Genomic DNA, 26,506 nt, shown 5'->3' on the forward strand with positions numbered 1-26,506 from the left:
CGCGCCGCCGACGGTCCGTCACCCGGGCGCGGCGGGCGGGACCGTCACCCGGCGGCGATGTCCACGTCGACGGTGAAGTCCTGCTGGGCGGGCGCGCAGGGCCTGGCCTCGCCGCAGCTGCTGCGGTGGGCGGTCAGCCGGGCCGTGCCGGCGGTGCGGGCGGTGAACGCGGTGGTGACGGTGCCGCAGCCGCTGCCCGGGCGGCAGGAGGGCGCGGCGGCGGTGGAGGGCTGTCCGGTGGGGGCGAGCAGGCCGGGGTCGGTGCTGGTGGCGGGCGACCAGTAGGTGCTGTGGAGTTCGGTGCGGATGACGGTGCCGGGGGCGACGGTGATCCGGGTGCGGTCGGCGGACTCGTCGAGCACGACGGAGCCGGCGGCCGTCGCGGACGCGGTGGGGCCGGTCGCGGGGCCGGCGGCGGTGGTCGTCGTCGTCGTGCCGCAGCCGGTCAGCGCGGCGAGGGCGAGCAGGGCGGCGGCGCGGGCGGCGGCTCTGCCGGGCTTCGGTGTCATGGCGGTGCTCCGTCTCTTCGCGGGTCGGGCGCGGCCCGGGCCGGCGGGCGTGTGCGGATGGGACGCGGCGGCGGCCCGTTCGGATCCCGGCGCGTGCGACGGCGCCGGGGCGGGCCCGTGGTGGGTCCGCCCCGGCGCCCCGGAGGGGTGATGCCGCGTCAGGAGACGTTGAGCGCGGTGTCGTCGATGACGAAGCTGGTCTGCAGCGAGGCGTCCTCGACGCCGGTGAACTTCAGGGTGACGCTCTGGCCCGCGTAGGACGAGAGGTCGAAGGACTTCTGGACGTAGCCGGTGGCGGCGTTCAGGTTGGAGTAGGTGGCCAGGGTGGCGGAGTTGGCCTGGACGGTCAGCTTGTCGTAGGCGGTGGTGGTGCTGGTCTCCGCGGTGTCGACGTGCAGCCAGAAGCTGAAGGTGGCCTTGCAGCCGGTCGGGATGGTCACCGTCTGCGAGAGGGTGTCGGTGTGGGCGGAGCCGTAGCCGTCCAGCCAGGCCTTCCAGGAGCCGCTGTGGGCGGCCTCGGAGGTGGAGTTGTCGACCACGCCGGTGCTGGTGCTCCACGGGGCGGCGGTGCCGGTCTCGAAGCCGGCGTTGCCGAGCAGCTGGCCGGCGGTGCAGGTGCTGCTGCCGCTGCCGGCCTCGGTCCAGCTGAAGCTGGTGGAGCCGGCCGCGCCGGTGGTGTCGGTGGCGGTGACCGTGACGGAGGAGGTGCCCGCGGCGGTCGGGGTGCCGGAGATCAGGCCGGTCGAGGAGTTGACGGTCAGGCCGGCCGGCAGGCCGGTGGCCGCGTAGGTCAGGGTCTGGCCGGACGCCGAGTCGGTGGCCTTGATCTGCAGGCTGGCGGCGGTGCCGACGGTGCCGCTCTGGGTGCCGGGGTTGGTCACCGTGACGGTGTTGGTGGTGCCGCCGCCGTGGGTGAGGATGGCGTGCGAAATGGCGCAGGAGTTGGTGTCGTTCGACCAGCTGGCCTGCTCGGCGAAGGTGCCGTAGGAGCCGAAGCTGACGTTGGCGGCGCCGCCGGCGGTGCCGGGCTGGAGCCAGGCGCACTCGTCGGAGTTCTCCTGGCCGTTGTACGAGGAGCCCGAGACCTGGTTGGTCCAGCCGCCGGCCGGGTTCTGGTCGGACATCATCTCGTGCCACTCGTGGCCGAGGGTCATCGTCCAACCGTCGAGCGTTCCGGGCGAGTTGACGAAGCCGACGCCGCAGGAGGCGCCCATGTCCATGTTGTACGGCTGGTTGGAGAACGCGATGTCGCCGTAGTTGGACGTGACCGCGCCGCCGGTGAGGGTGGTGTCGCCGTTCCAGTCGTGCCAGGCGCAGTAACCCTGGGTCGGGCTCTGGTAGTTGTCCGGGTCGGCGCCCTTCGGCGACAGCACCACGTAGTACGAGTCGCGGTTGGCCGCGGCGGTGGTGTTGCCGAAGTGGCCGGCCGCGTTGACGGCCTCCACTCCGAGCTGGTGGCCGGTGGGGTTGGTCGGCTCGGCGCCCGCGTTGTCGTACCAGACGCCGGAGAGCACGCCGCCGGTCTGGTAGGGGACGAACGCGGCGTTGGACGGGCAGCTGACCGCGCCGGCGGCGACGTTGGGGCCGTCGCACCACTGGGTGAGGTCGGCGGACCAGGTCTCGCCGTTGGTGCCGATGCCCTTGAACATGTTCTGCGCGGCCTGCGCGGCGCCCGCCGTGTCGTTGGAGAACGTCAGGTTGCCGTTGGCGTCGGTGCCCTGGGTGCCCCACTGGGAGCCGTAGAACACCAGGTACACCTTGGAGTGGCCGCTCTGCACGCCTATGCCGTCCACGCCGCCGCCGTACGACAGGGTCTGCTGGCCGGTGGCCGCGGCCTGCGGTTGGTGGGCGATGCGGTCCTGCTTCTGCTTGGCGTACTGCTTCATGCCCGGGATGCTGCTGTCGGTGAGCGCCGGGGCGAACGGGTTGAACTCGTTCGAGATGCCGCCGGTCCCGGCGGATCCGTGGTGGGCCTGACCGGATACCGACGGGGCGGCGGCAGCCGGCTGGGCCGCGGTGGCGGCGTTCGCCGGGGCGGCCGAGACGGCCAGTCCGGCGGCGGCGATCACGAGCGAGGCGGCGCCGGTCAGCGCCGCAAGCCTCGACCGCATGGCGGTGGGGGACATTCCCATGGGTGGGGGGCCTCTCTCCTCCGGCCGCCCGAACCTCGGTGGGGCGCAGTGCGGCCGATATACCTGGGGCGGGAACCGGACAGCGGAAAACGCATACCGGGCGCCGGAATTCGGCCCGCCTGCATTTCCTGACTGTCCGCGGCCAGAAGCAAAGCAGAGCCGCTGACGGACAGTCAATGGAGCAGGTTAAGGAAATCTTCAGGATTCACATCTGCGCAGGTGGTGCTGCATGTCCGGGCAGGTTGCCAACTCCTCTGCGCATCAACAGTTTTCAACTTGGCATCCCTGTTCTTGGTACTTCGGGTGGAATTCGCTACCGCCGCTTTGCGAGACTTTTGAATTCCGGGCAAAAAACGGCCCGGCCGCCGGAGATCTCCGGCGGCCGGGCGTGGTGGGCGAATTGCCGGCCCGTCAGGTCGACGTCGACGGGGCGTCGGGCCGGCGGGACTGGACCAGGGCGACGTAGCGGACGGTGAACACCATCGGGACGACGAAGCCGGCGATCTGCACCAGCAGGGTGGTGAGCGAGTGGCCGTGGCCGCCGTGGGCGAGCACCGCCAGGACGACGGCGGTGACCGCGAACGCGGCGGTCCACACCGTGGTGATGACGACGTTGACCCGGATGAACGGCTTGAGCGGCCAGATCTCGGGCGGGGTGGTGCGCTTGGCGATGCCGAGCGTGAAGGGCTTGCCGATCAGCAGCGAGATGCCGGTGACGGCGGCGAGGCAGCCGGAGGAGAGCGCGGCGGAGTAGTCGCGGACGCCGGAGTGCGGGTCGGCGAAGGCGATGACGGCGAGTGCGGCGAAGAACAGCGCGGAGCCGAGCTCGATGATCAGCGCGTCGAAGGCCGCGCCGGCCTTGCGCTGCTGGAGGATCACGGCTGCGGCGACGACCAGGCCTGCCAGGGCGGCCCACTTCCATTGGGCGGACGGGATCACCGCGAAGACGATCCAGGGCAGGAAGGTGCGCAGGTACGACATTGTGGTGTGGATTCCCCCTCGGTGAATCGGCCGCTGTGGCCGTGCTGCCTGCAAGCCTATCCACTCGGCACACCGATCACACCGAACGTCCGGGCACCGACTATTGACATTCCGTCATACGTTCGGTTCGGCCTGCTTACCGGGCTGCGCGGCGCGGCCGGCCGGGGCGTCCGCGAGGCCGGGACGCGCGGCGCGACTGCCGACGGCGGGTCAGAGGTGGGCCAGGTAGTGGGCCAGATACGGCGGGGTGCGCAGGGCGGGAATCTCCTCGCGGGGCACCAGCCGAACGGCCTGGCCCTCGCCGAGGACGAGGGCGCGTTCGGGTCCGTCATAGACGGCGTGCAGGACGGTGGTGGTGCCGGCGATCAGCGGGTGGCGCGGGGCGGGCAGGGGGTGCAGCCCGGTGACGGTGATGCCGGCTTCTTCGCGGATCTCCCGGGCGGCGCAGTCGCGGGCGCTCTCGTGGCCTTCGCGCCAGCCGGCGATCGGGGCCCAGTGGCCGGGCCAGGCGATGCCGGGGCGCTCGTCGCGCAGGTTGAGCAGGACGCGGTCGCGGGCGGGGGTGGTGACCAGGACGAGGACGCCTTCGAATGCGTCGGCGCCGGTGTCGGGGTGTTCGGCGTACAGGGTGGTGCGGGCGCGGCGGGCGCGGTCGACGAGCATCAGGCGCCGGTGGTCGTGGGGGCGCATCCGGTGGCGCCAGCGCCAGAGGGTGTCGACGGCCCAGTCGGCGTGTTCGGCGGTGAGGCGGATGCGGTGGAGCTGGCGGTCGTCGAGGGTGCCGCCGTCGAAGACGAAGCCCGTCGTGGCGAGCGGCCGGTGGGCGTCGGGGGTGTGGTGGAGGACCGCGAGCAGGCGGCGTCCGGTGGCGAACTGTTCGGTCTCGGGGTCGAGTTGGAGCTGTTCACGGGCGCCGCGCAGGGCGGTCTGCCAGGGGGTTTCGCCGGGGGCGCTGTCGCCGCCGGGGAGTTGCCAGCGGTCGGGGTGGCGGGCGGAACGCAGTTGGAACGGGTGGCCGTGGCGGTCGGTGAAGTAGAGCGCGCCGTAGCTGGTGGTGTGGGCGATCGGACCGGTCATGGGGTGTCCTCCCCGGTCGGCGTGGGCCTGTTGCCGACCCTAGGCAGCGGCACGACGGGTGCCAATGCCCCGTGCGAAATAGGCCTGAACACGGCGGCACGCATATTCACCCGAACAGCGCAATGCGGGCATCCCGCCGTGCGCGCCGACATAAGGACGGGTTGGGTGGAACACGAGGCCGGCGATCTTGGTCGGTCCGTGGAACGACGGATGAGGGAGCGCTCGATGTACTACAGCAGCGGCAACTACGAGGCGTTCGCACGGCCCCGCAAGCCCGCAGGAGTGGACGACAAGCGCGCGTGGTTCGTGGGCTCGGGGCTGGCGTCGCTGGCGGGTGCGGCGTTCCTGGTCCGGGACGGGCAGATGGCCGGTGAGCGGATCACCGTTCTGGAGCAGCAGAAGATCCCGGGCGGTGCGCTGGACGGCATCGAGGAGCCGGAGCGCGGGTTCGTGGTGCGCGGCGGCCGCGAGATGGAGAACCACTTCGAGTGCCTCTGGGACCTGTTCCGTTCGGTTCCGTCGATGGAGATCGAGGGGGCGAGCGTCCTCGACGAGTTCTACTGGCTGAACAAGGACGACCCGAACTTCTCCCTCCAGCGCGTCACCCACCAGCAGGGCCGGGACGCGGGCACCAACGGCCTGTTCGCGCTGACCGAGCGAGCACAGCGGGACTTGATGAAGGTGTTCATGGCGACGCGCGAGGAGATGGAGGGCAGGCGGATCGACGAAGTGTTCGGCGAGGACTTCATGGCGTCGAACTTCTGGCTGTACTGGCGCACCATGTTCGCCTTCGAGCCGTGGCACTCGGCCCTGGAGATGAAGCTCTACCTGCACCGTTTCGTCCACCACATCGGCGGGCTGCCGGACTTCTCGGCGCTGAAGTTCACCAAGTACAACCAGTACGAGTCGCTGGTGCTGCCGCTGGTGAAGTGGCTGAAGGAGCACGGCGTGGTGTTCCGGTACGACACCGAGGTCACCGACGTCGACTTCGCCTTCGACGGCGACCGCAAGCAGGTGACGGCGCTGCACTGGGTCTCCGGCGGTGAGCGGGGCGGTGTCGAACTGACCGCGGACGACCTGGTGTTCACCACCATCGGCTCGCTGACCGAGAACTCCGACAACGGCGACCAGCACACCCCGGCGAAGCTGGACGAGGGCCCGGCGCCGGCCTGGGACCTGTGGCGGCGGATCGCGGCCAAGCACCCGGACTTCGGCCGTCCGGACGTGTTCGGCTCGCACATTCCGCAGACCAAGTGGGAGTCGGCGACGGTGACGACGCTGGACCGCCGCATCCCCGAGTACATCCAGAAGGTGTGCAAGCGCGACCCGTTCTCGGGCGGCGTGGTGACGGGCGGCATCGTCACGGTCCGCGACTCGTCGTGGCTGCTGAGCTGGACGGTCAACCGGCAGCCGCACTTCAAGCAGCAGCCGAAGGACCAGATCGTGGTCTGGCTGTACTCGCTGTTCGTGGACGTGCCCGGCGACTACGTGAAGAAGCCGATGCAGGAGTGCACGGGCGAGGAGATCACCCGCGAGTGGCTGTACCACCTGGGCGTGCCGGTGGAGCAGATCGACGAGCTGGCGTCGGAGGCGGCCAAGTGCGTGCCGGTGATGATGCCGTACGTGACCTCGTTCTTCATGCCGCGCAAGGCCGGTGACCGTCCGGACGTGGTGCCGCCGGGTGCGGTGAACTTCGCCTTCATCGGGCAGTTCGCGGAGACCACTCGGGACTGCATCTTCACCACCGAGTACTCGGTGCGCACCGGCATGGAGGCGGCGTACCGGCTGCTGGGCGTGGAGCGCGGCGTGCCGGAGGTGTTCAACTCGACGTACGACGTGCGGGCGCTGCTGAACGCGGCGAGCCGGCTGCGGGACGGCGAGCCGGTGGCGCTGCCCGGCCCGCACGTGCTGCGCAAGCGGCTGAACAAGCGGCTGGAGACCTCGGAGATCGGCGAGCTGCTGAACGAGTACAACCTGCTTCCCGAGTAGGGCTGTTGACAGTCGGGTGCCCCGGGCCGGTCCGGTCCGGGGCACCCGACTGTCCGCCCCCGCGCAGTTTCGTCTCGACATCAAGCATCTTGATATCGAGAGATTTCTCCGGCAGAGTGCTCCGGGTACGGATCGGAGCGGGGCGGGAACGGGGTGGCGGCGATGGGAAACGGCGGACACGGGGGCGGTGGGCTGTGGTCCCAGCTGCGCAATCCGCCGGGCGGGGCGGCCGGGCGGACGATGCTGCTGGTGGTGTTCGCGGACCGGACCGGGTCGGGGGTGTGGGCGGCGGCCTGCGTGCTGTACTTCACCGAGGTGGACCACCTGACGGCGGGTCGGGTCGGACTGCTGCTCGGCGTGGCCTCGGTGGCCGGGATCGCCGGCTCGCCGGTCGCCGGGCGGCTGGCCGCGTCGCTCGGGAGCCGCCCGGTGCTGATCGGGTGTCACCTGCTGCGGGCGGCGTCGCTGGCGGCGGTGCTGTTCTGCTCCTCGTTCGGCGCACTGCTGGGCCTGGTCGCGGTGTCCGCGCTGGGCGACCGGGCGGCGCGCGCGATGGAGATGCTGTTCGCCACCGACGTGGCGGGCGACCGGCGTTCGGTCTACCGGGCGCTGTCCCGGACGGCGATGAACGCGGGGTACGCGGCAGGCGCGGGCCTGGCCGCGATCGGGCTCGCCGTCGGCAGCCCCGCCGCGTACCGGGCGCTGCTGCTCGCGGACGTGCTGTCCTACCTGCTGTCGGCCGCGATGGTGGCGGGCCTCCGGGAGCCGCGGCACCGCGGCCGGGTGGTCGCCGGGTCCGGGCAGGCCGCGCCGGACGCCGGCTCCGCGCCCCGGCCGAGCCCGTGGCGGGACGGCGGCTACCTGCGGTTCGTGGCCCTGGACTGCGCGCTGACCATCGACGACGCGATCCTGAACGTCGGCCTGCCGCTGTGGCTGATCCACTCCACCCGCGCCCCGCACGCCCTGGTCCCGGCGTTCCTGGCGATCAACACAGTGCTGGTGGTGGCCGCGCAGCTGTGGGTCTCCGCCCGGGTCCGCACGCCCCGTCAGGCGGTGCGCGCGGTGCCGATGTACGGCCTCACGGTGCTCGGCTGCTGTGCGGCGGCGGCCGCGGCGCACGGCCGGGGGGCGCTGCTCGCCTCGCTGCTGCTGCTGGTGGCGGCGGTGCTGCTGACCTTCGCGGAGCTGGTGCGCTCGGTGGTGTCCTGGGAGTTGTCGGTGGCGCTGGCCCCGGAGCGGGCCCGCCCCGAGTACCTCGGGGTGGCCGGGATGGCCCAGTCCACCGAGAAGGCGGCGGGCCCACTGCTGCTGACGGGTGCGGTGATCTCCACCGGCCCGCTCGGCTGGCTCACCCTGGGCGCGGCGACCACCGCCGCAGCCTACGCCCAGCGACACTTCAGCGCCGCCCGCCTTGCCGCCACGACCACGCCGGGGGCCGCACAGGACACCGAACTCCCCACGCCGTCGGCCGCATCGGGCTGAGCCCAGCCGCCGCAGCCGCCGCACTGGCCACGTCGCCGACGGCGGAGAACGCACCGCCGAAGGCAAACCGGCGGACGGTGCCGAGCACGGTGTCCGGCGGCCTGACCACCTGATCGAACATCACGTCGGTGCGAAGTCCGGCTGCGTGCGCCGGCGCGGGCCGGCCCGGCTAGTTCCAGCCGGGCAGCCGGACCGACCGTCGGACTCCCGACCGGTCCCCGCGAAAACCTCAGCGGGCCGGTGACGCCGAGCAGCCCAACGTCACCGAGCACGGCCTCCGGCAGCCCAACCACCTGATCGAACATCACGTCATGCGCAGCCCGGACACCTGCGCCGACACGGGCCGGACCGGCGAGCTACAGCCAGGCAGCCGGACCGGCCGTCGGACTCCCGACCGGTCCCCGCGAAGCCCTCGGCGGGCCCGTGACGCCGAGCAGCCCGACGTCCGGGAAGCCCGCGATCACGATGCGCGGCCGACCGGGGCGTCGGCGCACGACGGCTCTCCGTGCCGTCGCGCCCACCCTCCCCCGCGCCCTGCGGGCCGCCCGGAACTCCGAACGCCGCCCGCCGAATCGGCCGCCCGGCGACTGACGACCGACGACCGGCAACCGGCGCCCGGCGCCCGGCGCCCGGGATCAGTGGCGCTGCTGGCCGCCGAACAGGTCGACCCGGATCGGTTCGACGGCCGGGCCGGTGCCGGGCTCGGGGTCCTGCGGGGAGAAGGCGACGGCCAGGCCGGCCACGGCGAGCACTACCACGATGCCGACGGCCACCGGCAGCGCGAACTGTGAGGCGGGGACGCCGGTGCCAGCGGCGCGGCCGTCCAGGGCGACGGTGACGGCGGCCATCGCGGTGTAGTGCATGGCGACCACGGCGACGCCGGCGACCAGCGCCGCGCCGAGCGCCGCCGCCAGGCCCTTGATGTGCAGCGTCATCCAGAGCGCGGCGGTGGCGGCGGCGATCGCGATCGCGACCGAGGCGACCACCAGCGGCGTGTTGTAGGAGACCTTGCCCTCGACCTGCATCGCGGCCATGCCGAGGTAGTGCATCACGGCGACGCCGCAGCCGGTCAGCACGCCGCTGGTCAGCAGGGTGCCGGTGCCGGGGCCCCGGTAGCCGACGTAGCCGATGCCGAGGCCGACCACCACGACCGCGACCAGCAGGCTCAGCAGCGTCAGCGGAATGTCGTACACCAGGGTGGAGGCGTCCACCGTGAAGCCAAGCATCGCAATGAAGTGCATCGACCAGATTCCGCAGCCGAACGCCCCGGCGGCCAGCGCCAGCCAGCCGGCCCGCTTGCGCGGGGCCAGCGTCATGGCCCGGGCCGTGCACCGCAGTCCGATGGCCGCGCCCACGCATGCGATGGCGTAGGCGATGACCGGGTTCACCCACCCGTACTGGAATCCGTCGAGATGGGCCATGGTGCCGTGATTCATGCGAGGGGGGGTCCGATCAAAAAAAGCGAATGCTCGTGCGGGATTTGCCGCACAGACAATACCGCCCCGCAGTTACTGGTCCGTACCAACCCCTTCACGCGACCTTTCTCTTCCCTCCACGGACTCTCCATCTGCCCTCGATCCGCCTGCGGCGTGGCAGTCTTGACGCCCATGGAGAACTTCGACGGCCCGGCCGAGGCCGAACTTCCGCCGCCACTGCTGGTCGTGGACGGCGCGAACGTGGTCGGCTCGGTGCCGGACGGCTGGTGGCGCGATCGGCGCGGCGCGGCGGAGCGTCTGCGCGAGTCCCTGCTGGCGGTCGCCCGCGACGGGCTCCCGGAGCTGCCGGGCCCGCTGACGGTCGTTCTGGTGGTGGAGGGCGCCGCACGCGGGGTGGAGTCGGTGCCCGGTGTCCGGGTGGAGTCCGCCCCCGGCAGCGGTGACGACCGGATCGTCGAGCTGGTCGCCGAGGCGCGGCCCGGGCGCTGCCTGGTGGTCACCGCCGACCGCGGCCTGCGGGAGCGCGTCACCGCTCTCGGCGCCACTCCGCTGGGCCCGCGCACCGTCCGCCGACCGTGACTGACCGATCCTCAGCAGCCCTCGGCGGGCCCGGGCCGGCCGGTTGCGGGCTCAGGCCAGCCGGGTGCGGGCCCCGGTGGGGCGGGTGCGGCCGCGGGAGGTGCGGCCGGGGCGGGTGGGGCGGCGGTCGGGGCGCGGCTGGTCGCGGTGCTGCCGGTCGCGGGCGGCGAGGGCGGCCTTGAGGGCGCGGACGGCGAGCAGCACGGCGACGGCGGCGAGTCCGGCGGGTTCGGGGGCGCCGCGGCGGGCTGCCGCGGCCTGGCAGACGGAGCACCAGACGGCGCTGGCCCGACCGCCGTCGGGGTAGTGCAGGGCAGGTGGCACCAGGTAGTGGCAGCCGCAGGTCTGACAGACGAAGACCAGCCTCATCGGTGCACCACCCCGGAGCCCGCGCACACCGTGCACGGCGACCAGAAGGTGCGCCGCACGGGCTGCTGCCATCCCTGTCCGTCGGTCTCCACGGTGTGCTCGGTCTTCTCCGTGCCGCGGGTCCCGGCGCAGCCCGGGCAGGTCTGCTGATCCGTCATCGGCCACCTCCAGAGCACAGACCGTAGCGTGTCGACCCCGGTCAGCGACAGCCGTTCGCCGCCGGACCACTCGGACGTGCGGCTTCGGCCGCGCACCGGCCGCGTGCACCGTGCGCCTCTCGCGCCCGCTCCGCGCCTCTTTCGCGCCCCCGTTGGCGTGCCGTCAGCAGGTCGGCCAGTCCGCCGGGGACGCCTCGACGTCGTTGCCCCGCACCCAGACCGTGGAGACGCCGAGCAGTCGACGCATCACCGCGAAGCCGCCCTCCCACCCACCGGGCAGCCGCAGCCGCCCGCTGCGGACCGTGCCCGAGCTGAACCGGGTGTCGCCGCTCTCCAGGACGCCGGTCCAGCCGGGCAGGCCGAGTTCGGGGACGTTTCCGGTCAGTTCGACCTGGACGGGGATCTCCAGTCCGTCGGCCAGCAGCAGGGCGGGGCCCCGGTACACGGGTGTGCTCATGCGTAGAGCCTGCTTGACCTGCCAGTATCTACGCAAATCCCGCATTGCCGGTGGATCCGGGCACCCCTGTCGCGGCACACCCGCGCCCGTGCCGACGGTCCGTCAGTTCGCTTGCGGCCAGGCGTTTCCGGGCTTCTCGTGCCGGGCCGCGGCGGTCGGCGACCACCCGCTGCGACCGGCTCGCCCGCGGGCACGTCACCGGCCTGTCCCGGTGTCAGGCGGATGCGCGGCGGGCGCCGGCATCCGGCGACGGCCGGCCGGGCCCGGTGTCCACCCCACCGCGGGAGCCCCCGGGCACACGGCGGACGGGCCCGTCGCCCGGAGCCCCCCTCCGCGGAGCCCTGAGCCCTCTCCGCGGAGCCCTGAGCCCTCTCCGCGGAGCCCGGCCGCGCGCTGGCGGGCGTGGCCGGGCGTGGAGTTGAGCAGGTGGCCGAACGGCGGTTACATGGAGGAACAGGGCCGAATGGCTGAATTTTCCTGCCCCGGGGTGCCCAAGACCCAGACCCAGGCCCAGGCCGGGGCGGCCCCGGGCGGGCGCCGGTCGCCGGCGATCCGGACGATCGGCCCCGCGGCGGGGCGTGCGGGCCGCAGGCCGGGAGCGTCCCAGCACGAGGCGGGGGGCCCGGCCGGAAGGCGGTGAAGAGGTGTCCGGCAGCATCCGCGTCGAAGTGGCAGGTGCGGGCGTGGTCGTCGCGGTCCCGCGGATCCGGTGGCGGTGCGGCCGGGATCGGACTCTGCGGGCCCTGTCCCGGGCGGGAGCGCCGGACGATGTCGTTCTGCGGTGAGGTCCGGTACGCGATCGTCCGCACCCGGGACAGGTGGCACGCGCAGCTCGTGCACGCCGGTGCCGGGTGGGCGGACCGGGGCTCCGGCCGGTGCGGTGACCGGTGGCCGTGGTCGTGGCTCTGCCGGGCGGCCTACGGGCTGGCCGATCGGGTCTGCCGGGTGTGCGCCTGGGCCCTCTACCAGGTCCTCACGGCGGTGGCGTCCGTCGTCCGGTGCGTCTTCTGGATTCCGTGCCGCCTCTTCGGCGGTCCGAAGGTGCCGGACGGAAAGATCAAGCACGTCTTCGTGCTCGTCATGGAGAACCGTTCGTTCGACCACATGCTCGGCCTCTCCACCGGCACGGCCGACGCCGGGCTCGGCTTCCGGCCGGGCGTCGGGATCGACGCGCTGACCGGGCTGCGGACCACCGTCGACGGGCCGTCGGCGAGCGACGGCAACCGGGGCTTCCGGGTGCGCGCCGGTGCGCCGCTGGTGATGCCCGTCGACCCGCCGCACGAGTTCTGCGACGTCCAGTTGCAGCTCGCCTCGGTGCCGATCACGGGAACGCCGCACGGCGACAAGTGCCACTGCACCGGCAGCTACCCGCCGCTCACCATGGACGGGTTCGTGGACAGCTACGCCAACCAGGTCGAGGCCGAGAACAACGCGGCCGCCTCGCAGGACCTGGGGGCGGTGCTGGCGTGTTTCACCGGCGACCAGGTGCCCGTGCTCAGCACGCTCGCCCGCGAGTTCGCCCTGTGCGACAACTGGTTCTCGTCCCTGCCGGGGCCGACGTGGCCGAACCGGCTCTTCCTGCACGCGGCGACCTCGGGCGGGCTGGACCGGAGCCCGGACGTCGCGGAGACGGTCGGCTCGGAGGTCGACGGCTACAAGTTCGAGAACGGGACGATCTACGACGCGCTCGACCGCAGGGGGTACGACTGGCGGGTCTACCACGGCGACGCCCTGCCGCAGATCGGTGCGCTCGCCGGCATGAACCGGTACGCCATGGCGGCCCACTTCCACGGCGTGGACGAGCTCGCCGCCGACCTGCGGGACCCCGACTTCTCCGCCGCGTACGTCTTCGTCGAGCCCAGCTACGGCCATGCGATCACCCACGGCCAGAGCTTCCAGTGCGGCAACAGCCAGCATCCGATCGACGACGTGACCCGCGGCGAGGCCCTGATCAAGTACGTCTACGAGTCGCTTCGGCAGTCACCGCACTGGGAGTCGAGTCTGCTGGTCGTCACCTACGACGAGCACGGCGGCTTCTACGACCACGTGGCGCCGCCCTCCGCGGTCCCACCCGGAGATGTCTGCGACCCGGCCAACACCCGCCACGGCTTCCGGTTCGATCGGCTCGGGGTCCGTGTCCCGGCCGTCGTCGTCTCGCCCTGGATCCCCGCCGTCCCGCCGGGCGGACCGGACGACCGGAACTGCAACCTCGTCGACCACACCCGCTACGACCACGCATCGCTGCTGGCGACGGTCGAACGCCTCTACGGCCTGCCGAGCCTGACCGCGCGCGATGCCGGCGCCGACGACTTCCGCCACCTGCTGTCCGCGGACACGCCGCGCGATGCCCCGCTGACCCTCCCCGCTCCGCACCCACCCGAGCTGACCTGCGGTGATGACCGGCGGGCCGGGCCTCCCGCCCCCGCGGCGGCCGCCGACCGGCCGCTCACTCCCACGCTGCGGGGCTTCGTCCAGGTCGCGGCACTCCACGACGCCCGCCTGCACCCCGCCGAGCGCGAGCGGATCGCCGAGCAGGTGGGCCGGTTCCGCACGGTCGGGGAGGCCCACGCCTACCTGGCCCGAGTCACCTCGCAGCTGCGCGCCGTCGGCGTCCGGACGGACATCGCCGCACCGCCGCTCCCCCCGCCGGCCGCCGCTGCCCCCCGGCGGCGCCGACGGCGAAAGGCGCGGCGAAAGGGGCGGCGAATCGGCCTGGGCCGCCCCGACCGCGAGCGGTGAGGCTGCGGTCGGCCGAACGGCGGCGCCGGCCGCCGCCCCCTCGCGGTCAGCGGCCGCCGAGGCGGCGGTCCAGCTCCTCCAGGTAGCTGTCGCCGTAGGCGTCGGCGAGGTCGTCCAGGTCGATCATCGGGGGAATGTCGATCACCGGCTGGCGCTCGATCAGGAACGCCACGGTCTCGTGCACCACCCGGCTCTCCTCGCCCGCCGGGAGTCCGGTCCGGTCGAACACGGTGTCGGTGACCCGGATCTGGGTGGAGGCCTGCGCCGGGCCCTCCTCGACCCGGACCAGGTACTCGCGGTCGCCCAGGGGCTCCACCCGGATGTCAGCTGCCATGGCGCAGGTCGTCCTTCCCTCGGTGCTCGGCCGTCCAGGGCCGTGCCGGTCAGTGGGTGCCGACGCCGCGCGGCCGACCCGCCGGGCGCCGGGCGTCTCCACCTTACGACCTGCTCGCGCCTTCTCCGACCAGGCCCCGCTCACCCTGCCGCCAAGGGGCTGCGCCTGACGGTCACTCGGCGTGCAGCGCGAGGTACGTCCAGCTGACGCCGGCCCGGGCGTGCGGGTCCTCGCGGTGGGCGAGGTGCAGCGGCGCGAGCCCGTGCGCGCGGGCGAGGGCGACGGTCTCGGGCGCGTCGACCGGGAACATCCGGCGGCCGGGCGGCACGGGGCCGTGCCGCAGCGCGAGGACGATCCGGCCGCCGTCGGCGAGCAGGCGGGCCACGGCGGCCATGCCGGCGGCGCGCTGGTCGGGGTCGAGGTGCATCCAGACGGCGGTGAGCAGGATCAGCTCGTAGCGCTCGCCGCGGGCGGTGAGCCGGGGGAGCTCCGGGAGGGCGTCGTCGACCCAGTCGATGGGGTGGTGGGCGTGCCGGGCGCGGCCGAGTTCGCGCATCGCGGCGGTGGGTTCGGCGGCGGTGACGCGGTGCCCGGCGGCGGCGAGCGCGGCGGCGTCGCGGCCGCTGCCGGCGCCGATGTCGAGGACGGCGGCGGGCCGGGTCGGGAACAGGTGGAGCACTTCGCGGTGGACCTCCGCGAAGCTCACGCTCTCGTACTGCTCGACCAGGGCTTCGGCGGCGTCGGTGTACCCGGCGGTGCTGTCCATGGCCAGCAGGCCGCCGGGGTCCGTGGTGTCACTGTTCATGACGGCACGTTAGTGCACGGGCGAACCGTCAACTCCCGTGCCCCCGAAGGCCGTCCGCAGGGGCCGTCAGCCGACGACGGCGACGGGCGCGTCCCAGGCGTTGCGGTCGATGGTGAGCGCGGCGCCGCCGTAGGTCTCCTTCTGGTTGATCTGGTACTGGTGGCCGCGGCGGTGGCCGGTGTACAGGCCGGCGGCGAACGGGAAGCTGCCGGTGGTGTCGGCGTTGCCGTCGTAGCGGGCGTACCAGAGGGCGTCCGGCAGGTCGGGGGCGTTCTGCCCGGCGGCCTGCGCGATGCCGGCGGCGCTGGAGGAGGCGAAGCCGTAGAACCCGGCCCAGTAGCCGGCGCCGTGCACGGCGCGGTTGAAGGACTGGGTGTAGGCGAGGACGGCGTCGGCGCAGCCGGTGTCGGCGGTGTTGTACGCCTCGACGTCGAGGTAGAGGGTGCTGCCGGCCCGCATGCCGAGGGCGGAGGCCTTGGCGACGGCGTCGTTGCCGTCGGCGGTGCCGAGCGAGGTGGCGGTGTCGGCGGTGAGCTTCTCGGGGCTGTTGCCGGTCTGGCACGGGGGCTGCGCGCCGACGTACAGCGGGATCAGCTTCCAGCCGGTGCCGGTGACGGACTTGACCCAGCCGGCGGTGAGTTGGGGCTGGGCGCAGCCGCGGTTCTTGCCGCCGATGTAGACGGCGGCGGCGCCGTACGGGGAGGTGCCGTACCAGGCGTTCATGGTGGCGAGCGGGGGTGCGGTGCAGGTGTCGAAGGCGAGTCCGGTGAAGGTCGCGGGTGCGGTGCCGGGCTTGGCGACGGGCGCGGCGTTGCGGTCGGGCGCGGGGGCGCTCGCGCCGGCCGGGCGGGAGGCCGGGGGCGAGGCGGAGCCGGAGGGCGTCGCGGAGGCGGAGGCCGACGGGGAGGCCGAGGCGGAGGCGGACGCCGACGCGGACGGCGAGGCGCTGTCCTCGGGTGCGGGCGCGGCGTCGGTGTCGGTGGGGGTGCTCGCGGCGGGTTCGGCGGCGCGCGGGGCGGGGTGGTCCTTGGTGGTGGCGGCGAGGGCGGCGACGCCGCTGCCGATGACCAGGACGGTGGCGGCGGAGAGCAGCACGGCACGGCGCCCGCGGGGGCGGCGGGACGTTTCGCGGGCGCGGCGGTGCGACAAGGGGGCTCTCCAGGGTGGAACACGGTGGGGGGAAGGCCGCGGCGAGAACGATCACCGCAGGTTTCGCACACCCTAGCGGGTCGCAGGTCAACGGCTTCCGGGCCCCCGGTAAACGGTTTCCCTCTGCCTTCCGGCCGGGCGGGCGGCCCCTAGGATGGGGGTGAACAGTCCGAACAGTCCGAATCGAGTGCGCGGGGCGGCCGCGGCGGAGGGAGTCTCCGATGGAGCTGGTGGGCCCCGATCCGGAGAGCGGTGAGTCCGGTGACGGCGAGGAGGGCGGCCGTCGGCGCCGCGGGCAGGGCGAGTTGGCGACCGAGGTGCTCACGGTGCTGCACGGCGCGCCGGGGCCGGTGACGGCGTCCTGGGTGCAGGAGCAGTTGGGCGGTGAGCTGGCGTACACCACCGTGATGACGATCCTGTCGCGGCTGTTGGCGAAGCAGGCGGTGTCGCGCAGCCGGGTGGGGCGGGCGTACGTGTGGTCGGCGGCGTCGGACGCGGCCGGGTTGACGGCCCGTCGGATGCGTCGGCTGTTGGACACCGAGCCGGACCGGGATGCGGTGCTGGCGAGTTTCGTGACGGCGTTGCGACCGGAGGACGAGCAGTTGCTGCGGTCGCTGCTGAATGCGACGGATTCGCCGGAGGACGGCTCGGGCCGCGGCAGCGGGGGTTGATCAATGGGTTTCTTCGTCTTCCTTCCACTGGTGCTGCCGTTGACGTCGTGGCCGATCGCGTGGCTGGCGGAGCACCATCTGCATCCGCGCCGCGCGGTGCGGATGCTGACCTGGATCGGCGTGTCGATGGCGGTGTGCAGCACGCTGGCGCTGGTGCTGCTGTTCGTGGTGGGCACCGCGCAGATTCCGGGCAACCCGCTGCCCGACAGCTGGTCGGATCCGGAGATCCGGACGGCGGTGCCGTTCCACGAGGAGGTCGGTACGGCCGCGGTGGTCGGCCTGCTGGTGGTGTTGACGGCGTGTTCGCGTTCGTTGCGCCGTCACATGCGGATCCGGGCGCGGGCCCAGCGGGCGCTGGCGCCGATGCCGGCGGATTCGGATCTGGTGGTGCTGCCGGACCCGGAGCCGTACGCGTACGCGGTGCCGGGGGTGCCGGGCCGGGTGGTGGTGTCGACGGCGATGATGGACAGCCTGGACGAGGACGAGCAGCGTGCGCTGCTGGCGCACGAGCGCTCGCACCTGGCGAACCGTCACCACCGGTATCTGCTGGCGGCGCAGTTGGCGAGTTGTGTGAATCCGTTCCTGCGGCCGTTGCAGAAGGCGGTCGGCTATGCGACGGAGCGGTGGGCGGACGAGGAGGCCGCGGGTTCGGTGGGCGACCGCCGGCTGACGGCCCGCGCGGTGGCCCGGGCGGCTCTGGTGACCCGCTCGGCCGGGCCGGCCCCGTCGTTCGCGGCGTTCGCCGCCCCGGGCCCGGTCCCGCGCCGGGTGACGGCCCTGCTCAGCCCGGCGCTCGGCGAGTGCTGGCCCCCGCCGGCCAGTCCGGCCGGCCTGGCGGCGATGGTCGCGGCGGCGGGTACGGCGGCCTCGGCGGTCTTCGCCCTGAATGCGATGGTGGCGCTGGTGCTCCTGGTGAAGGCCGCCACGCCCTGGTAGCCGCCGGGACGCCGAACGGCCCCGCCATCCGGCGGGGCCGTTCGTCGTTCCGGTGGCGGGGCCGTTCGCCGTCCGGTCGGGCGGTCTCCGTCCCGCGCCGGGGGATCGGCGTCGGGTCAGTCCACGCAGGGCACTCCGCCGGCCTTGACCGCCGGGCCCTGCATCTGGAGCGTCGCCGTGGGGCTGGGGTCGGCGCCGTTGTTGGCGGCCGGGGCTCCGCCGCCGGGGGCGGTGTACTCGGTGCCGAGGGTGATCTGGACGTGCCCGGCCTGGACGCCGGTCGCGGCGACCGCGGTGGCGCCGTAGCGGGTGGCGATCTGCTGGGCGGCGTCCTTGGCCCCGGCGCCGTACTTGACGACGGTGGTCTTGGGCCTGGTCTCGGAGTTGGTGGCCTTTCCGGCCTTATAGCCGAGCGCGGTCAGCGCCTTGGACTCGTCCGCGGCGGCCCCGCCGACGGGCGAGCCGTTGAACACGTCGACGGTGGTCTCGGCGGCGTTGGCGGGCGGGCCGGCCTCCGGGGCCTCGGTGGTGGTGGCGGGGGCGGGCGCGGGGTCGGGGGCGGCCTGGCCGAACAGCTGCTTGACGATGCGTCGCAGCTTGGCCGCGTCGACCTGGTTGACCTCCTGGCCGCCGATGTTGGCGAACTTGTCGATCGGCAGGGTGTTGAACTCGACGTTGCCGCCGGTCAGGTTGGGCGCCTGCTGGGCGAAGTCGAGGATGTTCCAGTCGTTGTCTATCACCACGTCCTTCTTGACCACGTCGAGCAGCTTCTGCAGCTTGCCGAGGTCGTCCATGACGCCCTGCTGCTTGAGCTTGTACTCGACGGAGGCGATGAAGGCCTGCTGGCGGTGGGTGCGGTCGAGGTCGCCGTTGAGGAGGTAGTGCCGCTGGCGGACGAAGGACAGCGCCTGCGCGGCGTCCAACTGGCTCTCGCCGGCGGGCAGTTTCAGGCCGGTGCCGCCGCCTTCCTTGATCACGTTGCCCTTGCTGTCGGTGACCCGGGAGGTGATCGGGTCGTTGACGGGCTTGTTCAGGCAGACGGTGATCGGCTCGACCGCCTTGGCGATGTCGTAGAAGCCGAGCAGGTTGACCTCGGCGAAGTGGTCGATCGGGATGTCGAGCAGCTTCTGCACGGTCTGGATGGTGGCGGAGCGCCCGGCCTCCCGGCTCTGGTGCTCCAGGTCGGCGCCCTTGACGCCCTTGGCGCGCAACTTCTGCTCGGCGGCGTCCTTGGCGTACCCGTACGCCTCCTTGACCTTGTGCATCTTGCCGTCGGCGCCGTACGTCTGCACCCAGTCGTCGCGCGGGATGGACACCGCCTGCACCTTTCCGCTGGGCGGGATGTGCAGCACGATCAGCGAGTTGGTGTTGTAGCCGCCGATCTCGCTGGAGCCGGCGTGCAGTTCGTCCTGGACGAACTCCTTGGGCAGGTCGTTGCCGTCCATGTCCTTTCGGCTGTCCAGGCCGATCAGCAGCAGGTTGATGGACTTGTCCAGGTGCTTGGGCGCGTCCTTCTTCGCCTCTTCCAGGGCGTTCGAACGAGTGACGCCGTTCAGGTCGTTGACGGTGTACCAGGCGAAGCCGCTGACGGCGAGCACGGCCAGCGAGACGCCGCAGGCGGCGGTGCGGCCGGCGATCACCACCGGGGTGGTGCGGGGCTGGCGGGTGCCGGCCCGTCGGGTGCTGCGTTGCTCAGCCATGCTGGACCTTCCGGGTACGGCGGGCACGGACGGCGGCGCCGAGCAGCGCCGCGACGAGGGCGACGACCATCGGCCAGAACCGGCCGCTGATCAGTTGCAGGCCCTGGGTGGCGAGTCCGGCGCCCTGGTAGCGGTCGCCGCGGGCCAGGTAGTCGACGGCGAAGGCGACCGTCAGCGTGACCACCGGCGCGCCGGTGACGACCCACCACCGGCCGCGCCGGGAGGCCACCAGGGCGGCCAGGCCGGCGCCGAGCACCGCGCACGTCGCGTAGATCCAGCCGAGTCCGCCGCCGAGCATCTCGTCGGCGAGCGCCCCGAGCACGGGCAGGCCGAGCGCGGGCAGCACCGCGGGTATCCGGTTCGTGTCCGCGGCCGCCGACCGCCGGCGGTCGGACCGCCGCGACGCCGACCTGGAGCGGTCGCCCGAACGCCCGTCTCCCGAACGCCCGTCGGCCGCGCGTCGCCGCTCCCCCGGCTCGCGGTGGGCGTGGTCCGTCTGCTGCCCGGCCGCCCGGTCGGCGTGCTCCGACCGCCGCCGCCCCCCGCGCTGGGACGGCACCGGCTGTCCGTGCGGTTCGGGGGTCGGCGTCGGCGCCTGCTGCCCGTTCTCGTCCCGCCACAACGGCGCTGCGTTGCGCGAGCCCGCTGGCCTTCGCCCCGTCATCGTCACCCCTCGTCCACTGCCGCGTCCTCGGCGCGACCGCCGGCCCTTTCCGGGCTGACAGACGCACACCGGACGCCGTCCGGTTCCTCTACACCGGTGTAGAGGTTCGAGCGAAGCATACAAATCCGTTTCAGGTACGTAAGCTCACCCCCAGGTTGTCGCGGCGGGCCGCCCGTCCGGGGCGACACCTGGCAGAACGCGGCAGGCCGTCGGCAGGACACGGCCGCCGGTCGGCGACGGATCGGCGACCGGGCCGGCGGACCCGGACGGAAGGAGACCCGGCGGTGGCGGAACGCGGCGCGAAGTGGCCGTGGGCAGTACTGGCCCTGGCGGTCCTCGCGATCTGGGCGTACGAGCGCGGCGACGGCTCCCCGCCGCCCTCGGCGGGCGCCCCGCCCGCCGTCTCCTCGCCCCCGGCGGCCGTCTCGCCCTCGCCCGACTCCTCGTCCTCGCCGCGCAGTTCGGCCGACTACTCGCCGCCGCACTTCGTCCCGGAGGTGCGCAAGTACGCCGCCGAGGCGGGGATCGACCCGCAGCTGCTGATGGCGATCCTGTTCAACGAGTCGTACAAGCCGCACGGGCCGGACGTCGAACGGTCCTGGCAGAAGATGAAGCCGGAGGCCTCGTTCGGCGTCGCCAACATGCACCGCGCCGCGTACGAGGAGTGCCGCCGGGGCCGGCCGTTCGCCGACCGCCCGTGGGAGGACCTGCCGGACGATCCGGCGCTGGCAGTGCAGGCCGCGGCCTGGCACCTGCACGACCTGGGGGCGCAGCTGCCCGCGAAGTGGGCGGGGTCGTACAACCGGAACGAGTTGATGGCGCTCGGCTACAACACGGGCGCCGGGAACATGCTGGCGTTCGCGCGGGGCGCCAATCCGGGTCCGGAGGCGCGGTCGTACCTGGACCGGCTGCACGACAACTGGGCGAAGTCGGGCGCGCTGGTGGCGTCCTGACGGTCGGTCAGCCATGCAGGGCCCGTTCCAGTTCGGCCTGCGGGTAGGGCGTGAGTCGGCTCTCGGTCAGCAGGCGGCGGTGGAACTCGTCGAGCACCACGGCGGTCCGGGCGTGCCGGTCGAGCAGGGCGGCGGCGGGTGCGGGCACGGCGGCGGGGCGGTGCCCGTCGAGCCAGGCGTGCAGGAAGTCGGTGCGCGGGGTGTCGCCGCGGTAGCGGTCGAGCAGGTGGTGCCGGAGCAGGTGGGCGGCGGTGTAGTGGCGGTCGTAGCCCCGGTGGTCGGCGTGGAAGCGGCGTTCGGCCGGGGTGAGGTCGAAGCGTCCGTCGAGGGCGAGGCCGAAGTCGGCGAAGGCGATCCGGTGGCCGTCGGTGAGCACGTTCTTGAAGTGCGCGTCGAAGTGCAGGAAGCCGCGTCCGTCCATGAACCGGGCGCCGTGGGCGAGTTCCCCGGCCGCCCACAGGTGCGGGGCGCCGGTGCGGTCGGGGTGGTCGTGCAGCCAGTCGGCGAGGGTGTGCGGCAGGTGTTCGAGGAACAGCACCAGGCTGTGCGAGGCGCCGGCGAGTGCCTCCAGGCGGCGCCGGACAGCCGGGTGTCCGTCCCAGTGCGCGACGGCGCCGTCGAGTCCGCCGAACTCGTCCAGGAACCCGGTCGGCGGGGTGTCGGGCAGCACGCGCCAGTGGTGCATCAGCGGGAAGCCGTGGTGGGCGCGGCCGAGCACCCAGTGGGTGGTGAGGGCGTGGGCGGCGAGTTCACGCCAGGCGCCGAAGCCGGTGGAGCCGATGCCGTACTGGTAGAACCCGGGCAGCTCGAACAGGTTGGCGGTGCTGCGGACGTGGTCCGGTTCGAGCTCCAGGTCGGTGAGCGGCACCCGTTTGACGAACACCCGGGTGCCGTCGATCTCCACCGCGCCCGCCCGGCCGCCGATCCCGGAGCCGGTCGACTCGCCTTCGGTGTCCAGGAGTTCGCGCAGCTGCCGGTCCCCGAGCAGGGCCAGCGCGGTGGCGACCCGCCCGTGGACCGCGATCCGGGCGCCGGTCGGGTCCTCGGTGCGGCACATCGTCGGCTCCCTGCTGCGGTGGCGGTGTCCGCCCGACCCTACCGCCGGGCGCACACCGGACGGCGAGCGGGCGGCGGGCGCACACCGGACGGCACTGGTGCGGTGGCGGTGCCTCGACCCGGGAATCGAAGTCGCTCGAGGTCGAACGCCGATCGCTCCTTCGCTCCCCGCCCGCGCAGGCGCTCCCCTAAACTGACTCTCCGTCAATTCTTCGCCAACGGAGGGTCATCAGTGTCCGAGGACCTGCTCATTGCCAAGATCAGTCACGGTTTCGACCATCTCGACGCGGACGGCGACGGCCTGCTCACCGAGCAGGACCACGTCCTGATGGGCCAGTCGGTGGCGCGGTCGCTCGGGCATCCGGCCGGGTCGCCGCAGGAGCGGCGGATCGTGGACGGGTATCTGGCGATCTGGCGCGAGGTCCACCTGCCGCAACTGCCCGGCGGGGCGCAGGCGATGGGGCGGGCGCAGTTCCTGGAGTCCACGGCGGCGCTGGCGGACGACCCAGTGGCGGCCGAGGCGGCGCTCGGCGGGCTGGCCCGGGCGTTCCTGGCGGTGGCGGACGCGGACGGCGACGGGCTGGTGGACGCGGACGAGTTCTTCCTCTTCCAGCGCGGCCACTTCCCGCAGCTGCGCCGGGTGGACGCGGACACCGCGTTCGCGCATCTGGACCGGGACGGTGACGGCGCGCTGTCCCCGCAGGAGTTCGTCACCGCGATCGTCGAGTACTGGAGCAGCCGCGATCCGCAGGCGCCGGGGAACTGGTGGACGGGCAGCCCGCAGGGCAATCCGGACCCGACCACGCTGTGATGGCACTGCGGCGGGGCGCCGTTGGCCTTTCCTCACCCCGGTTTGACCGGGCGGCGGCGGCCCGGGCAGCCTGGTGGACATGACAGATCTGGATCTTGCGGGGTGGGTGGCCCGGGTCGACGCCGAGACGGCCGGGGCCGGGGACGTCGGGCGGATCGCTCACGCGCACCGGCTGGCGCAGGAGTTGACCGAGCTGGGCCACCGGCTGGTGGAGCACTACCTGACGGCGGCGGGGTCGGCGGCGACGGCGGCCGGGGCCCGCTCGGAGGAGGCGCAGGCGGCGGAGGACGAGACGGACGCGCTGCTGGACGAGGCGCGGCAGCGGGCCGGGCAGCTGGGCCACCGCGAGACCAACACCGGCCATCTGCTGCTGGCGTTGACGGCGGCGGACGGCACGGCGACGGCGGTGCTCGCGGGGCTGGGGGTGTCGCAGCAGGCGTGGGAGTCGGCGCTCGTGCAGGCCTGGGAGGAGCACCGCTGGCCGGTGCCGCCGGTGCCGCGCGGGGAGTTCCCGCCGTTCGCCGCGGGCGCGGACCGGGTGCACCGGCAGCTCGCCGATCCGTCGGCGGGGGCGGGTCTGCTGACGGAGCGGCTGCTGCTGGCGGTCCTGGAGTCGGACCCGGCCGGCCCGGGCCGGTTCGCCCTGCACACGCTGGGCCTGACCACCCGGCAGGTGCACCGCGAGCTGACCCGCCGGCTGGCCGCCGCCTGAACCCCCGACCGCCCGAGTCCGTCCGTCCTGGCCAGTCCGCCCGCCCGCCCGAACTGGGCCACCCGAACCGGGCCGCCCGTGACGCGCTCTCCGGTGTCCCGCCGGCGACGCGTTCTGCGGTGTCCCGTCGCCGTTGCGGGGTGGCCGGGCGGCGGGCGGGCAGACTGGGGGCATGACTGCTTCCCCCGGGCAGGGCCCGGCCGATCACGACGAGGCGCACGAGCCGGGGCTGGGCGGGCGGCTGAACTGGCTGCGCGCGGGGGTGCTCGGCGCGAACGACGGCGTGCTGTCGACGGCGGGCCTGGTGGTGGGCGTGGCAGGTGCGAACGCCACCTCGACACAGCTGCTGACGGCGGGCCTGGCGGGCCTGCTGGCGGGTTCGCTGTCGATGGCGGCGGGCGAGTACGTGTCGGTGAGCACCCAGCGGGACACCGAGCAGGCGGCGCTGGCGAAGGAGCGGCTCGAACTGCGGCACACGCCGGAGGCGGAGCTGGTGGAGCTGGCGGGCCTGTACGAGGCGAAGGGCCTGGATCCGGAGCTGGCCCATCAGGTGGCGGTGCAACTGACCGCGCACGATGCGCTGGCCGCCCACGCGGAGGTCGAACTCGGCATCGACCCGGACGAGTTGACCAATCCGTGGCACGCCGCGGGGGCGTCCTTCGTGGCGTTCACGGTGGGTGCGCTGCTGCCGCTGCTGGCGATCGTGCTGCCGCCGCCCACGCACCGGATCTGGATCACCGTGGTGGCGGTGCTGGCGGCCCTGGTGTTCACGGGCTGGCAGAGCGCCCGCCTCGGCGACGCGGATCCACGCCGGGCGGTGCTGCGCAATGTGGTGGGCGGCGGCATCGCGATGGGTGTGACGTACGCGGTCGGCACGATCCTGGGCGCGTCCACGGAGTGAGCCCGGGCGTGCGTCAGGGGCCCGTACCGCGCGTGCTGCCGCGGTGCGGGCCCCTGACGGTGGATCAGCAACGCCCTGACGGTGAATCGGGAGCTTCCCTGACGGTGGATCGGGAGCGTCCCTGGCGGTGGATCAGTAGCGCAGGTCGGCGGCGATCCGGCCGGCGTCGGAGAGGGTGCCGTCGGGGACGAAGCTGACCTTGGCGCCCGCGTCGAGGGCGCGTTCGATGACTTCGTCGACGATGTCCTCGCGGGCGCCGGGCTGGTCGGCATCGGCGGGCACCAGGTGGTCGCCGTCGTCGCGGACGGTGGTGCGGAAGTTCTCCTCGACCACCAGCAGGGCGATCCGGCCCTCGCCGACGGTCTGCCAGACCTCGTCCAGGCCGGCCGCGAAGGCCTTGCGGCCGCGGGCCTTGTCGAGCTGGGCGAGCGCGGCGGAGATCTCCTGGTCGGCGTGGGCGCGGACGGCGGGCTCGACCACCTGGCGGACGGTCTCGGCGTTCGCCTGGGCGAGGCCGCCGTGCGGGAGCTGCGCGGTGGATTCCTTCTTCATCGGGCCGACGGCGTCCAGCAGGGCCAGCGCCGGGGCGTCGCCGACCACGTACAGCGGGCGGGGGTCGGCGGCGAGCACCTTGGCGGTCTCGACGTCGGCCAGCCGCAGGAAGGTCTTGGTCTCCTCGTCGCGGAAGGTGCTGGGCGTGTCGCCGATCTGTTCCTGGCGTTCCGGGTCGGGGTTGTCGTACTCGCGCACCAGCGGGAAGCCGTGGGCCTTCTCCTCGGTGACCTTCTCCTGGTTGCCGCCCCACAGCACCACCCGGTCCGCGGCGATGGCGAGCACCCAGTACGGGCGCTCGGCGATCTGCGCGGCGACCAGGTTGCGGGTCAGGAAGGTGTCGGACAGGACCACCCGGGCGGGGGCGGTACGGCCGAGTGACCACACCTGGTGCTCGCCGGGCGCGGCGAGGATCGCCAGGCCGTCCTCGGCGTGCACCAGGTCGACCTCGGTGAGGGCCCGGTCGAGCTGCCCGAGCACGTCGATCCGGACGGCGCGGTCGACCGCGGGGTCGTTCTGGACCCGCTCCTTCGCCTCGGCCACCAGGTTGCGCAGCCGGACCGGGTCCTGTGCGTTGTCCGGCTCCCGCCGGTGCGTGGGCATCAGGATCGACACCGCCGGGTACGGGCGCGGCCGGCGCAGCTCGGCGAGGACGGCGGGGCTGAGGGCGGGGTACATGGAGACCCTTTCCGAAGGCGGTTCGGCCTTCTGTGCGTGGACGCGCGAAGCCTGATTCTGCTCCCGAATGTCCCAAATGTACCCATCTGCCCTCCGGCGCGTCGTACCGCGCGCCCGCCCGGCACGCCGCGTCCTCGCGGGCGTTCCCCGGCCCCTCAGCCGCGCCCCTCAGCCACGCCCGTCAGCCACGCCCGGCCGCCGGGCGGCGCACCGCCCGGCGGCGGATGCGGCGGGCGGCGGCGTGGACGGCGACGGCGGCGGCCGCGCCGAGGGTGTAGCCGAGCAGGTCGGAGAGGTCGAAGGTGGTGCCGAGGGCGAGCCGGGCCAGGCGGCTGTGGGCGCTGAGCGCCGCGGGGACGCCGGTGAGCTGGAACAGTTCGACCGCCCAGCTGGCGGCGAGGGCGGCCGCGCCGGCGGTCCGCGGCCGCAGCCGCGGTGCGGCGGCCATCAGCAGGGTGTGCAGCAGCACGGTGTAGAGCGCTCCGCCGAGCAGCGCCCCGGCGGCGGCCGGCAGCAGCCCGGGCGCGGCCAGGCCCAGCGCGACGACGGCCGCGGCGGCCAGCAGCCAGCCGGCCCGGGCCCTCGCGGCGGCGCCGCGTCCCGTCGGATGCTCCGTCAGCCCGGCGGTTCCGGGGGGCCGGTGGGGTTCGGTCGGGTGCGGGTCGCCGGTTCGCAT

The 26,506-nt window shown here is 73.5% G+C and carries 26 protein-coding genes; 10 read left to right on the plus strand and 16 right to left on the minus strand.

Annotated features, from left to right (window positions below):
• Nucleotides 1-44: 44 nt before the first annotated feature.
• From ACIQF6_RS30780 to ACIQF6_RS30795, 4 genes are all read right to left on the minus strand, one after another.
• Nucleotides 45-509 (minus strand): hypothetical protein, encoded by a 465-nt coding sequence (locus ACIQF6_RS30780; protein WP_400900853.1) that lies wholly within the window; start codon nt 507-509, stop codon nt 45-47.
• Between the two features lie 158 nt (nt 510-667).
• Nucleotides 668-2,641, minus strand: coding sequence for a putative Ig domain-containing protein (locus tag ACIQF6_RS30785; RefSeq protein WP_400900855.1), 1,974 nt, complete (start codon nt 2,639-2,641; stop codon nt 668-670).
• A gap of 411 nt (nt 2,642-3,052) precedes the next feature.
• On the minus strand, nt 3,053-3,622 hold the full coding sequence (locus tag ACIQF6_RS30790; RefSeq protein ID WP_400900857.1) for a hypothetical protein: 570 nt from the start codon (nt 3,620-3,622) through the stop codon (nt 3,053-3,055).
• Between the two features lie 210 nt (nt 3,623-3,832).
• Entirely contained in the window at nt 3,833-4,699 is an 867-nt protein-coding gene (locus ACIQF6_RS30795; protein ID WP_400900859.1) for an NUDIX domain-containing protein, read from the minus strand.
• A 210-nt stretch (nt 4,700-4,909) separates the two neighbouring features.
• Here ACIQF6_RS30795 and ACIQF6_RS30800 point away from each other — a divergent pair, with 210 nt between their 5' ends.
• Complete coding sequence (locus ACIQF6_RS30800; RefSeq protein WP_400900861.1) at nt 4,910-6,688, plus strand: oleate hydratase; 1,779 nt, start codon at nt 4,910-4,912, stop codon at nt 6,686-6,688.
• 162 nt (nt 6,689-6,850) lie between these two features.
• Nucleotides 6,851-8,170, plus strand: coding sequence for an MFS transporter (locus ACIQF6_RS30805; RefSeq protein WP_400900863.1), 1,320 nt, complete (start codon nt 6,851-6,853; stop codon nt 8,168-8,170).
• A 635-nt stretch (nt 8,171-8,805) separates the two neighbouring features.
• Here ACIQF6_RS30805 and ACIQF6_RS30810 read toward each other — a convergent pair.
• Nucleotides 8,806-9,606, minus strand: coding sequence for an MHYT domain-containing protein (locus ACIQF6_RS30810; protein ID WP_400900865.1), 801 nt, complete (start codon nt 9,604-9,606; stop codon nt 8,806-8,808).
• Nucleotides 9,607-9,777: 171 nt separating this feature from the next.
• Here ACIQF6_RS30810 and ACIQF6_RS30815 point away from each other — a divergent pair, with 171 nt between their 5' ends.
• The gene (locus ACIQF6_RS30815) at nt 9,778-10,185 is read left to right on the plus strand and encodes an NTP pyrophosphohydrolase (protein WP_400900867.1); all 408 of its coding nucleotides are present in this window, start codon (nt 9,778-9,780) and stop codon (nt 10,183-10,185) included.
• A gap of 51 nt (nt 10,186-10,236) precedes the next feature.
• Here the strand turns inward: ACIQF6_RS30815 and ACIQF6_RS30820 are convergent, their stop codons facing one another.
• The 3 genes from ACIQF6_RS30820 to ACIQF6_RS30830 form a co-directional block, all read right to left on the minus strand.
• Nucleotides 10,237-10,554, minus strand: coding sequence for a hypothetical protein (locus ACIQF6_RS30820; protein ID WP_400900869.1), 318 nt, complete (start codon nt 10,552-10,554; stop codon nt 10,237-10,239).
• Nucleotides 10,551-10,712 (minus strand): hypothetical protein, encoded by a 162-nt coding sequence (locus tag ACIQF6_RS30825; protein WP_400900871.1) that lies wholly within the window; start codon nt 10,710-10,712, stop codon nt 10,551-10,553. The genes ACIQF6_RS30820 and ACIQF6_RS30825 overlap by 4 nt, the downstream gene beginning before the upstream one ends.
• A 163-nt stretch (nt 10,713-10,875) precedes the next feature.
• Nucleotides 10,876-11,169 carry a hypothetical protein gene (locus tag ACIQF6_RS30830; RefSeq protein ID WP_400900873.1) on the minus strand — a complete coding sequence of 98 codons (294 nt, stop codon included), beginning with the start codon at nt 11,167-11,169 and terminating at the stop codon, nt 10,876-10,878.
• A 768-nt stretch (nt 11,170-11,937) separates the two neighbouring features.
• On the opposite strand from ACIQF6_RS30830, the gene ACIQF6_RS30835 reads away from it, so the two are divergent.
• A complete protein-coding gene (locus tag ACIQF6_RS30835) occupies nt 11,938-13,908 on the plus strand; it encodes an alkaline phosphatase family protein (RefSeq protein WP_400900875.1) in 1,971 nt (656 codons plus the stop codon).
• A gap of 46 nt (nt 13,909-13,954) precedes the next feature.
• Here the strand turns inward: ACIQF6_RS30835 and ACIQF6_RS30840 are convergent, their stop codons facing one another.
• The 3 genes from ACIQF6_RS30840 to ACIQF6_RS30850 all read right to left on the minus strand — a co-directional run bounded on the left by ACIQF6_RS30840 (nt 13,955) and on the right by ACIQF6_RS30850 (nt 16,196).
• Nucleotides 13,955-14,242: a hypothetical protein gene (locus ACIQF6_RS30840; protein ID WP_400900877.1), complete on the minus strand. Its 288-nt coding sequence runs from the start codon at nt 14,240-14,242 to the stop codon at nt 13,955-13,957.
• 172 nt (nt 14,243-14,414) lie between these two features.
• On the minus strand, nt 14,415-15,047 hold the full coding sequence (locus ACIQF6_RS30845) for a class I SAM-dependent methyltransferase (RefSeq protein WP_400900879.1): 633 nt from the start codon (nt 15,045-15,047) through the stop codon (nt 14,415-14,417).
• A 66-nt stretch (nt 15,048-15,113) separates the two neighbouring features.
• Nucleotides 15,114-16,196: a glycoside hydrolase domain-containing protein gene (locus ACIQF6_RS30850; RefSeq protein ID WP_400900881.1), complete on the minus strand. Its 1,083-nt coding sequence runs from the start codon at nt 16,194-16,196 to the stop codon at nt 15,114-15,116.
• A gap of 221 nt (nt 16,197-16,417) precedes the next feature.
• On the opposite strand from ACIQF6_RS30850, the gene ACIQF6_RS30855 reads away from it, so the two are divergent.
• Both ACIQF6_RS30855 and ACIQF6_RS30860 read left to right on the plus strand, forming a co-directional pair.
• The gene (locus ACIQF6_RS30855) at nt 16,418-16,867 is read left to right on the plus strand and encodes a BlaI/MecI/CopY family transcriptional regulator (protein WP_400900883.1); all 450 of its coding nucleotides are present in this window, start codon (nt 16,418-16,420) and stop codon (nt 16,865-16,867) included.
• Between the two features lie 3 nt (nt 16,868-16,870).
• Nucleotides 16,871-17,803, plus strand: coding sequence for a M56 family metallopeptidase (locus ACIQF6_RS30860; RefSeq protein WP_400900885.1), 933 nt, complete (start codon nt 16,871-16,873; stop codon nt 17,801-17,803).
• A 116-nt stretch (nt 17,804-17,919) separates the two neighbouring features.
• Here ACIQF6_RS30860 and ACIQF6_RS30865 read toward each other — a convergent pair whose 3' ends face one another.
• A complete protein-coding gene (locus ACIQF6_RS30865) occupies nt 17,920-19,503 on the minus strand; it encodes an LCP family protein (protein ID WP_400900887.1) in 1,584 nt (527 codons plus the stop codon).
• Entirely contained in the window at nt 19,496-19,849 is a 354-nt protein-coding gene (locus ACIQF6_RS30870; RefSeq protein ID WP_400900889.1) for a DUF6542 domain-containing protein, read from the minus strand. The genes ACIQF6_RS30865 and ACIQF6_RS30870 overlap by 8 nt, the downstream gene beginning before the upstream one ends.
• A 602-nt stretch (nt 19,850-20,451) precedes the next feature.
• Here ACIQF6_RS30870 and ACIQF6_RS30875 point away from each other — a divergent pair.
• A complete protein-coding gene (locus tag ACIQF6_RS30875) occupies nt 20,452-21,120 on the plus strand; it encodes a transglycosylase SLT domain-containing protein (RefSeq protein WP_400900891.1) in 669 nt (222 codons plus the stop codon).
• A 7-nt stretch (nt 21,121-21,127) separates the two neighbouring features.
• On the opposite strand, the gene ACIQF6_RS30880 is transcribed toward ACIQF6_RS30875, so the two are convergent.
• The gene (locus ACIQF6_RS30880; RefSeq protein ID WP_400900893.1) at nt 21,128-22,177 is read right to left on the minus strand and encodes a protein kinase family protein; all 1,050 of its coding nucleotides are present in this window, start codon (nt 22,175-22,177) and stop codon (nt 21,128-21,130) included.
• 231 nt (nt 22,178-22,408) lie between these two features.
• On the opposite strand from ACIQF6_RS30880, the gene ACIQF6_RS30885 reads away from it, so the two are divergent.
• From ACIQF6_RS30885 to ACIQF6_RS30895, 3 genes are all read left to right on the plus strand, one after another.
• Complete coding sequence (locus ACIQF6_RS30885; protein WP_400900895.1) at nt 22,409-22,987, plus strand: EF-hand domain-containing protein; 579 nt, start codon at nt 22,409-22,411, stop codon at nt 22,985-22,987.
• 79 nt (nt 22,988-23,066) lie between these two features.
• Nucleotides 23,067-23,699 (plus strand): Clp protease N-terminal domain-containing protein, encoded by a 633-nt coding sequence (locus tag ACIQF6_RS30890; protein ID WP_400900897.1) that lies wholly within the window; start codon nt 23,067-23,069, stop codon nt 23,697-23,699.
• Nucleotides 23,700-23,871: 172 nt separating this feature from the next.
• Nucleotides 23,872-24,600 carry a VIT family protein gene (locus ACIQF6_RS30895; RefSeq protein ID WP_400900899.1) on the plus strand — a complete coding sequence of 243 codons (729 nt, stop codon included), beginning with the start codon at nt 23,872-23,874 and terminating at the stop codon, nt 24,598-24,600.
• Nucleotides 24,601-24,732: 132 nt separating this feature from the next.
• Here the strand turns inward: ACIQF6_RS30895 and ACIQF6_RS30900 are convergent, their stop codons facing one another.
• Together ACIQF6_RS30900 and ACIQF6_RS30905 are read right to left on the minus strand one after the other, a co-directional pair.
• Entirely contained in the window at nt 24,733-25,830 is a 1,098-nt protein-coding gene (locus ACIQF6_RS30900; RefSeq protein WP_400900901.1) for a chemotaxis protein, read from the minus strand.
• 181 nt (nt 25,831-26,011) lie between these two features.
• Complete coding sequence (locus ACIQF6_RS30905) at nt 26,012-26,506, minus strand: DUF2809 domain-containing protein (RefSeq protein WP_400900903.1); 495 nt, start codon at nt 26,504-26,506, stop codon at nt 26,012-26,014.

It is taken from the genome of Kitasatospora sp. NPDC092948 (genome assembly GCF_044754805.1).
In the GTDB taxonomy this organism is placed as follows: Bacteria; Actinomycetota; Actinomycetes; order Streptomycetales; family Streptomycetaceae; genus Kitasatospora.

Coding starts and splice junctions, on each gene's coding strand:
- ACIQF6_RS30835 (WP_400900875.1), top strand. CDS start 11,938: ATGTCGTTCTGCGGTGAGGTCCGGTACGCGATCGTCCGCACCCGGGAC.
- ACIQF6_RS30840 (WP_400900877.1), bottom strand. CDS start 14,242: ATGGCAGCTGACATCCGGGTGGAGCCCCTGGGCGACCGCGAGTACCTG.
- ACIQF6_RS30790 (WP_400900857.1), bottom strand. CDS start 3,622: ATGTCGTACCTGCGCACCTTCCTGCCCTGGATCGTCTTCGCGGTGATC.
- ACIQF6_RS30815 (WP_400900867.1), top strand. CDS start 9,778: ATGGAGAACTTCGACGGCCCGGCCGAGGCCGAACTTCCGCCGCCACTG.
- ACIQF6_RS30780 (WP_400900853.1), bottom strand. CDS start 509: ATGACACCGAAGCCCGGCAGAGCCGCCGCCCGCGCCGCCGCCCTGCTC.
- ACIQF6_RS30890 (WP_400900897.1), top strand. CDS start 23,067: ATGACAGATCTGGATCTTGCGGGGTGGGTGGCCCGGGTCGACGCCGAG.
- ACIQF6_RS30845 (WP_400900879.1), bottom strand. CDS start 15,047: ATGAACAGTGACACCACGGACCCCGGCGGCCTGCTGGCCATGGACAGC.
- ACIQF6_RS30800 (WP_400900861.1), top strand. CDS start 4,910: ATGAGGGAGCGCTCGATGTACTACAGCAGCGGCAACTACGAGGCGTTC.
- ACIQF6_RS30820 (WP_400900869.1), bottom strand. CDS start 10,554: ATGAGGCTGGTCTTCGTCTGTCAGACCTGCGGCTGCCACTACCTGGTG.
- ACIQF6_RS30805 (WP_400900863.1), top strand. CDS start 6,851: ATGGGAAACGGCGGACACGGGGGCGGTGGGCTGTGGTCCCAGCTGCGC.
- ACIQF6_RS30860 (WP_400900885.1), top strand. CDS start 16,871: ATGGGTTTCTTCGTCTTCCTTCCACTGGTGCTGCCGTTGACGTCGTGG.
- ACIQF6_RS30785 (WP_400900855.1), bottom strand. CDS start 2,641: ATGGGAATGTCCCCCACCGCCATGCGGTCGAGGCTTGCGGCGCTGACC.
- ACIQF6_RS30830 (WP_400900873.1), bottom strand. CDS start 11,169: ATGAGCACACCCGTGTACCGGGGCCCCGCCCTGCTGCTGGCCGACGGA.
- ACIQF6_RS30855 (WP_400900883.1), top strand. CDS start 16,418: ATGGAGCTGGTGGGCCCCGATCCGGAGAGCGGTGAGTCCGGTGACGGC.
- ACIQF6_RS30905 (WP_400900903.1), bottom strand. CDS start 26,506: ATGCGAACCGGCGACCCGCACCCGACCGAACCCCACCGGCCCCCCGGA.
- ACIQF6_RS30865 (WP_400900887.1), bottom strand. CDS start 19,503: ATGGCTGAGCAACGCAGCACCCGACGGGCCGGCACCCGCCAGCCCCGC.
- ACIQF6_RS30880 (WP_400900893.1), bottom strand. CDS start 22,177: ATGTGCCGCACCGAGGACCCGACCGGCGCCCGGATCGCGGTCCACGGG.
- ACIQF6_RS30895 (WP_400900899.1), top strand. CDS start 23,872: ATGACTGCTTCCCCCGGGCAGGGCCCGGCCGATCACGACGAGGCGCAC.
- ACIQF6_RS30825 (WP_400900871.1), bottom strand. CDS start 10,712: ATGACGGATCAGCAGACCTGCCCGGGCTGCGCCGGGACCCGCGGCACG.
- ACIQF6_RS30795 (WP_400900859.1), bottom strand. CDS start 4,699: ATGACCGGTCCGATCGCCCACACCACCAGCTACGGCGCGCTCTACTTC.
- ACIQF6_RS30900 (WP_400900901.1), bottom strand. CDS start 25,830: ATGTACCCCGCCCTCAGCCCCGCCGTCCTCGCCGAGCTGCGCCGGCCG.
- ACIQF6_RS30810 (WP_400900865.1), bottom strand. CDS start 9,606: ATGAATCACGGCACCATGGCCCATCTCGACGGATTCCAGTACGGGTGG.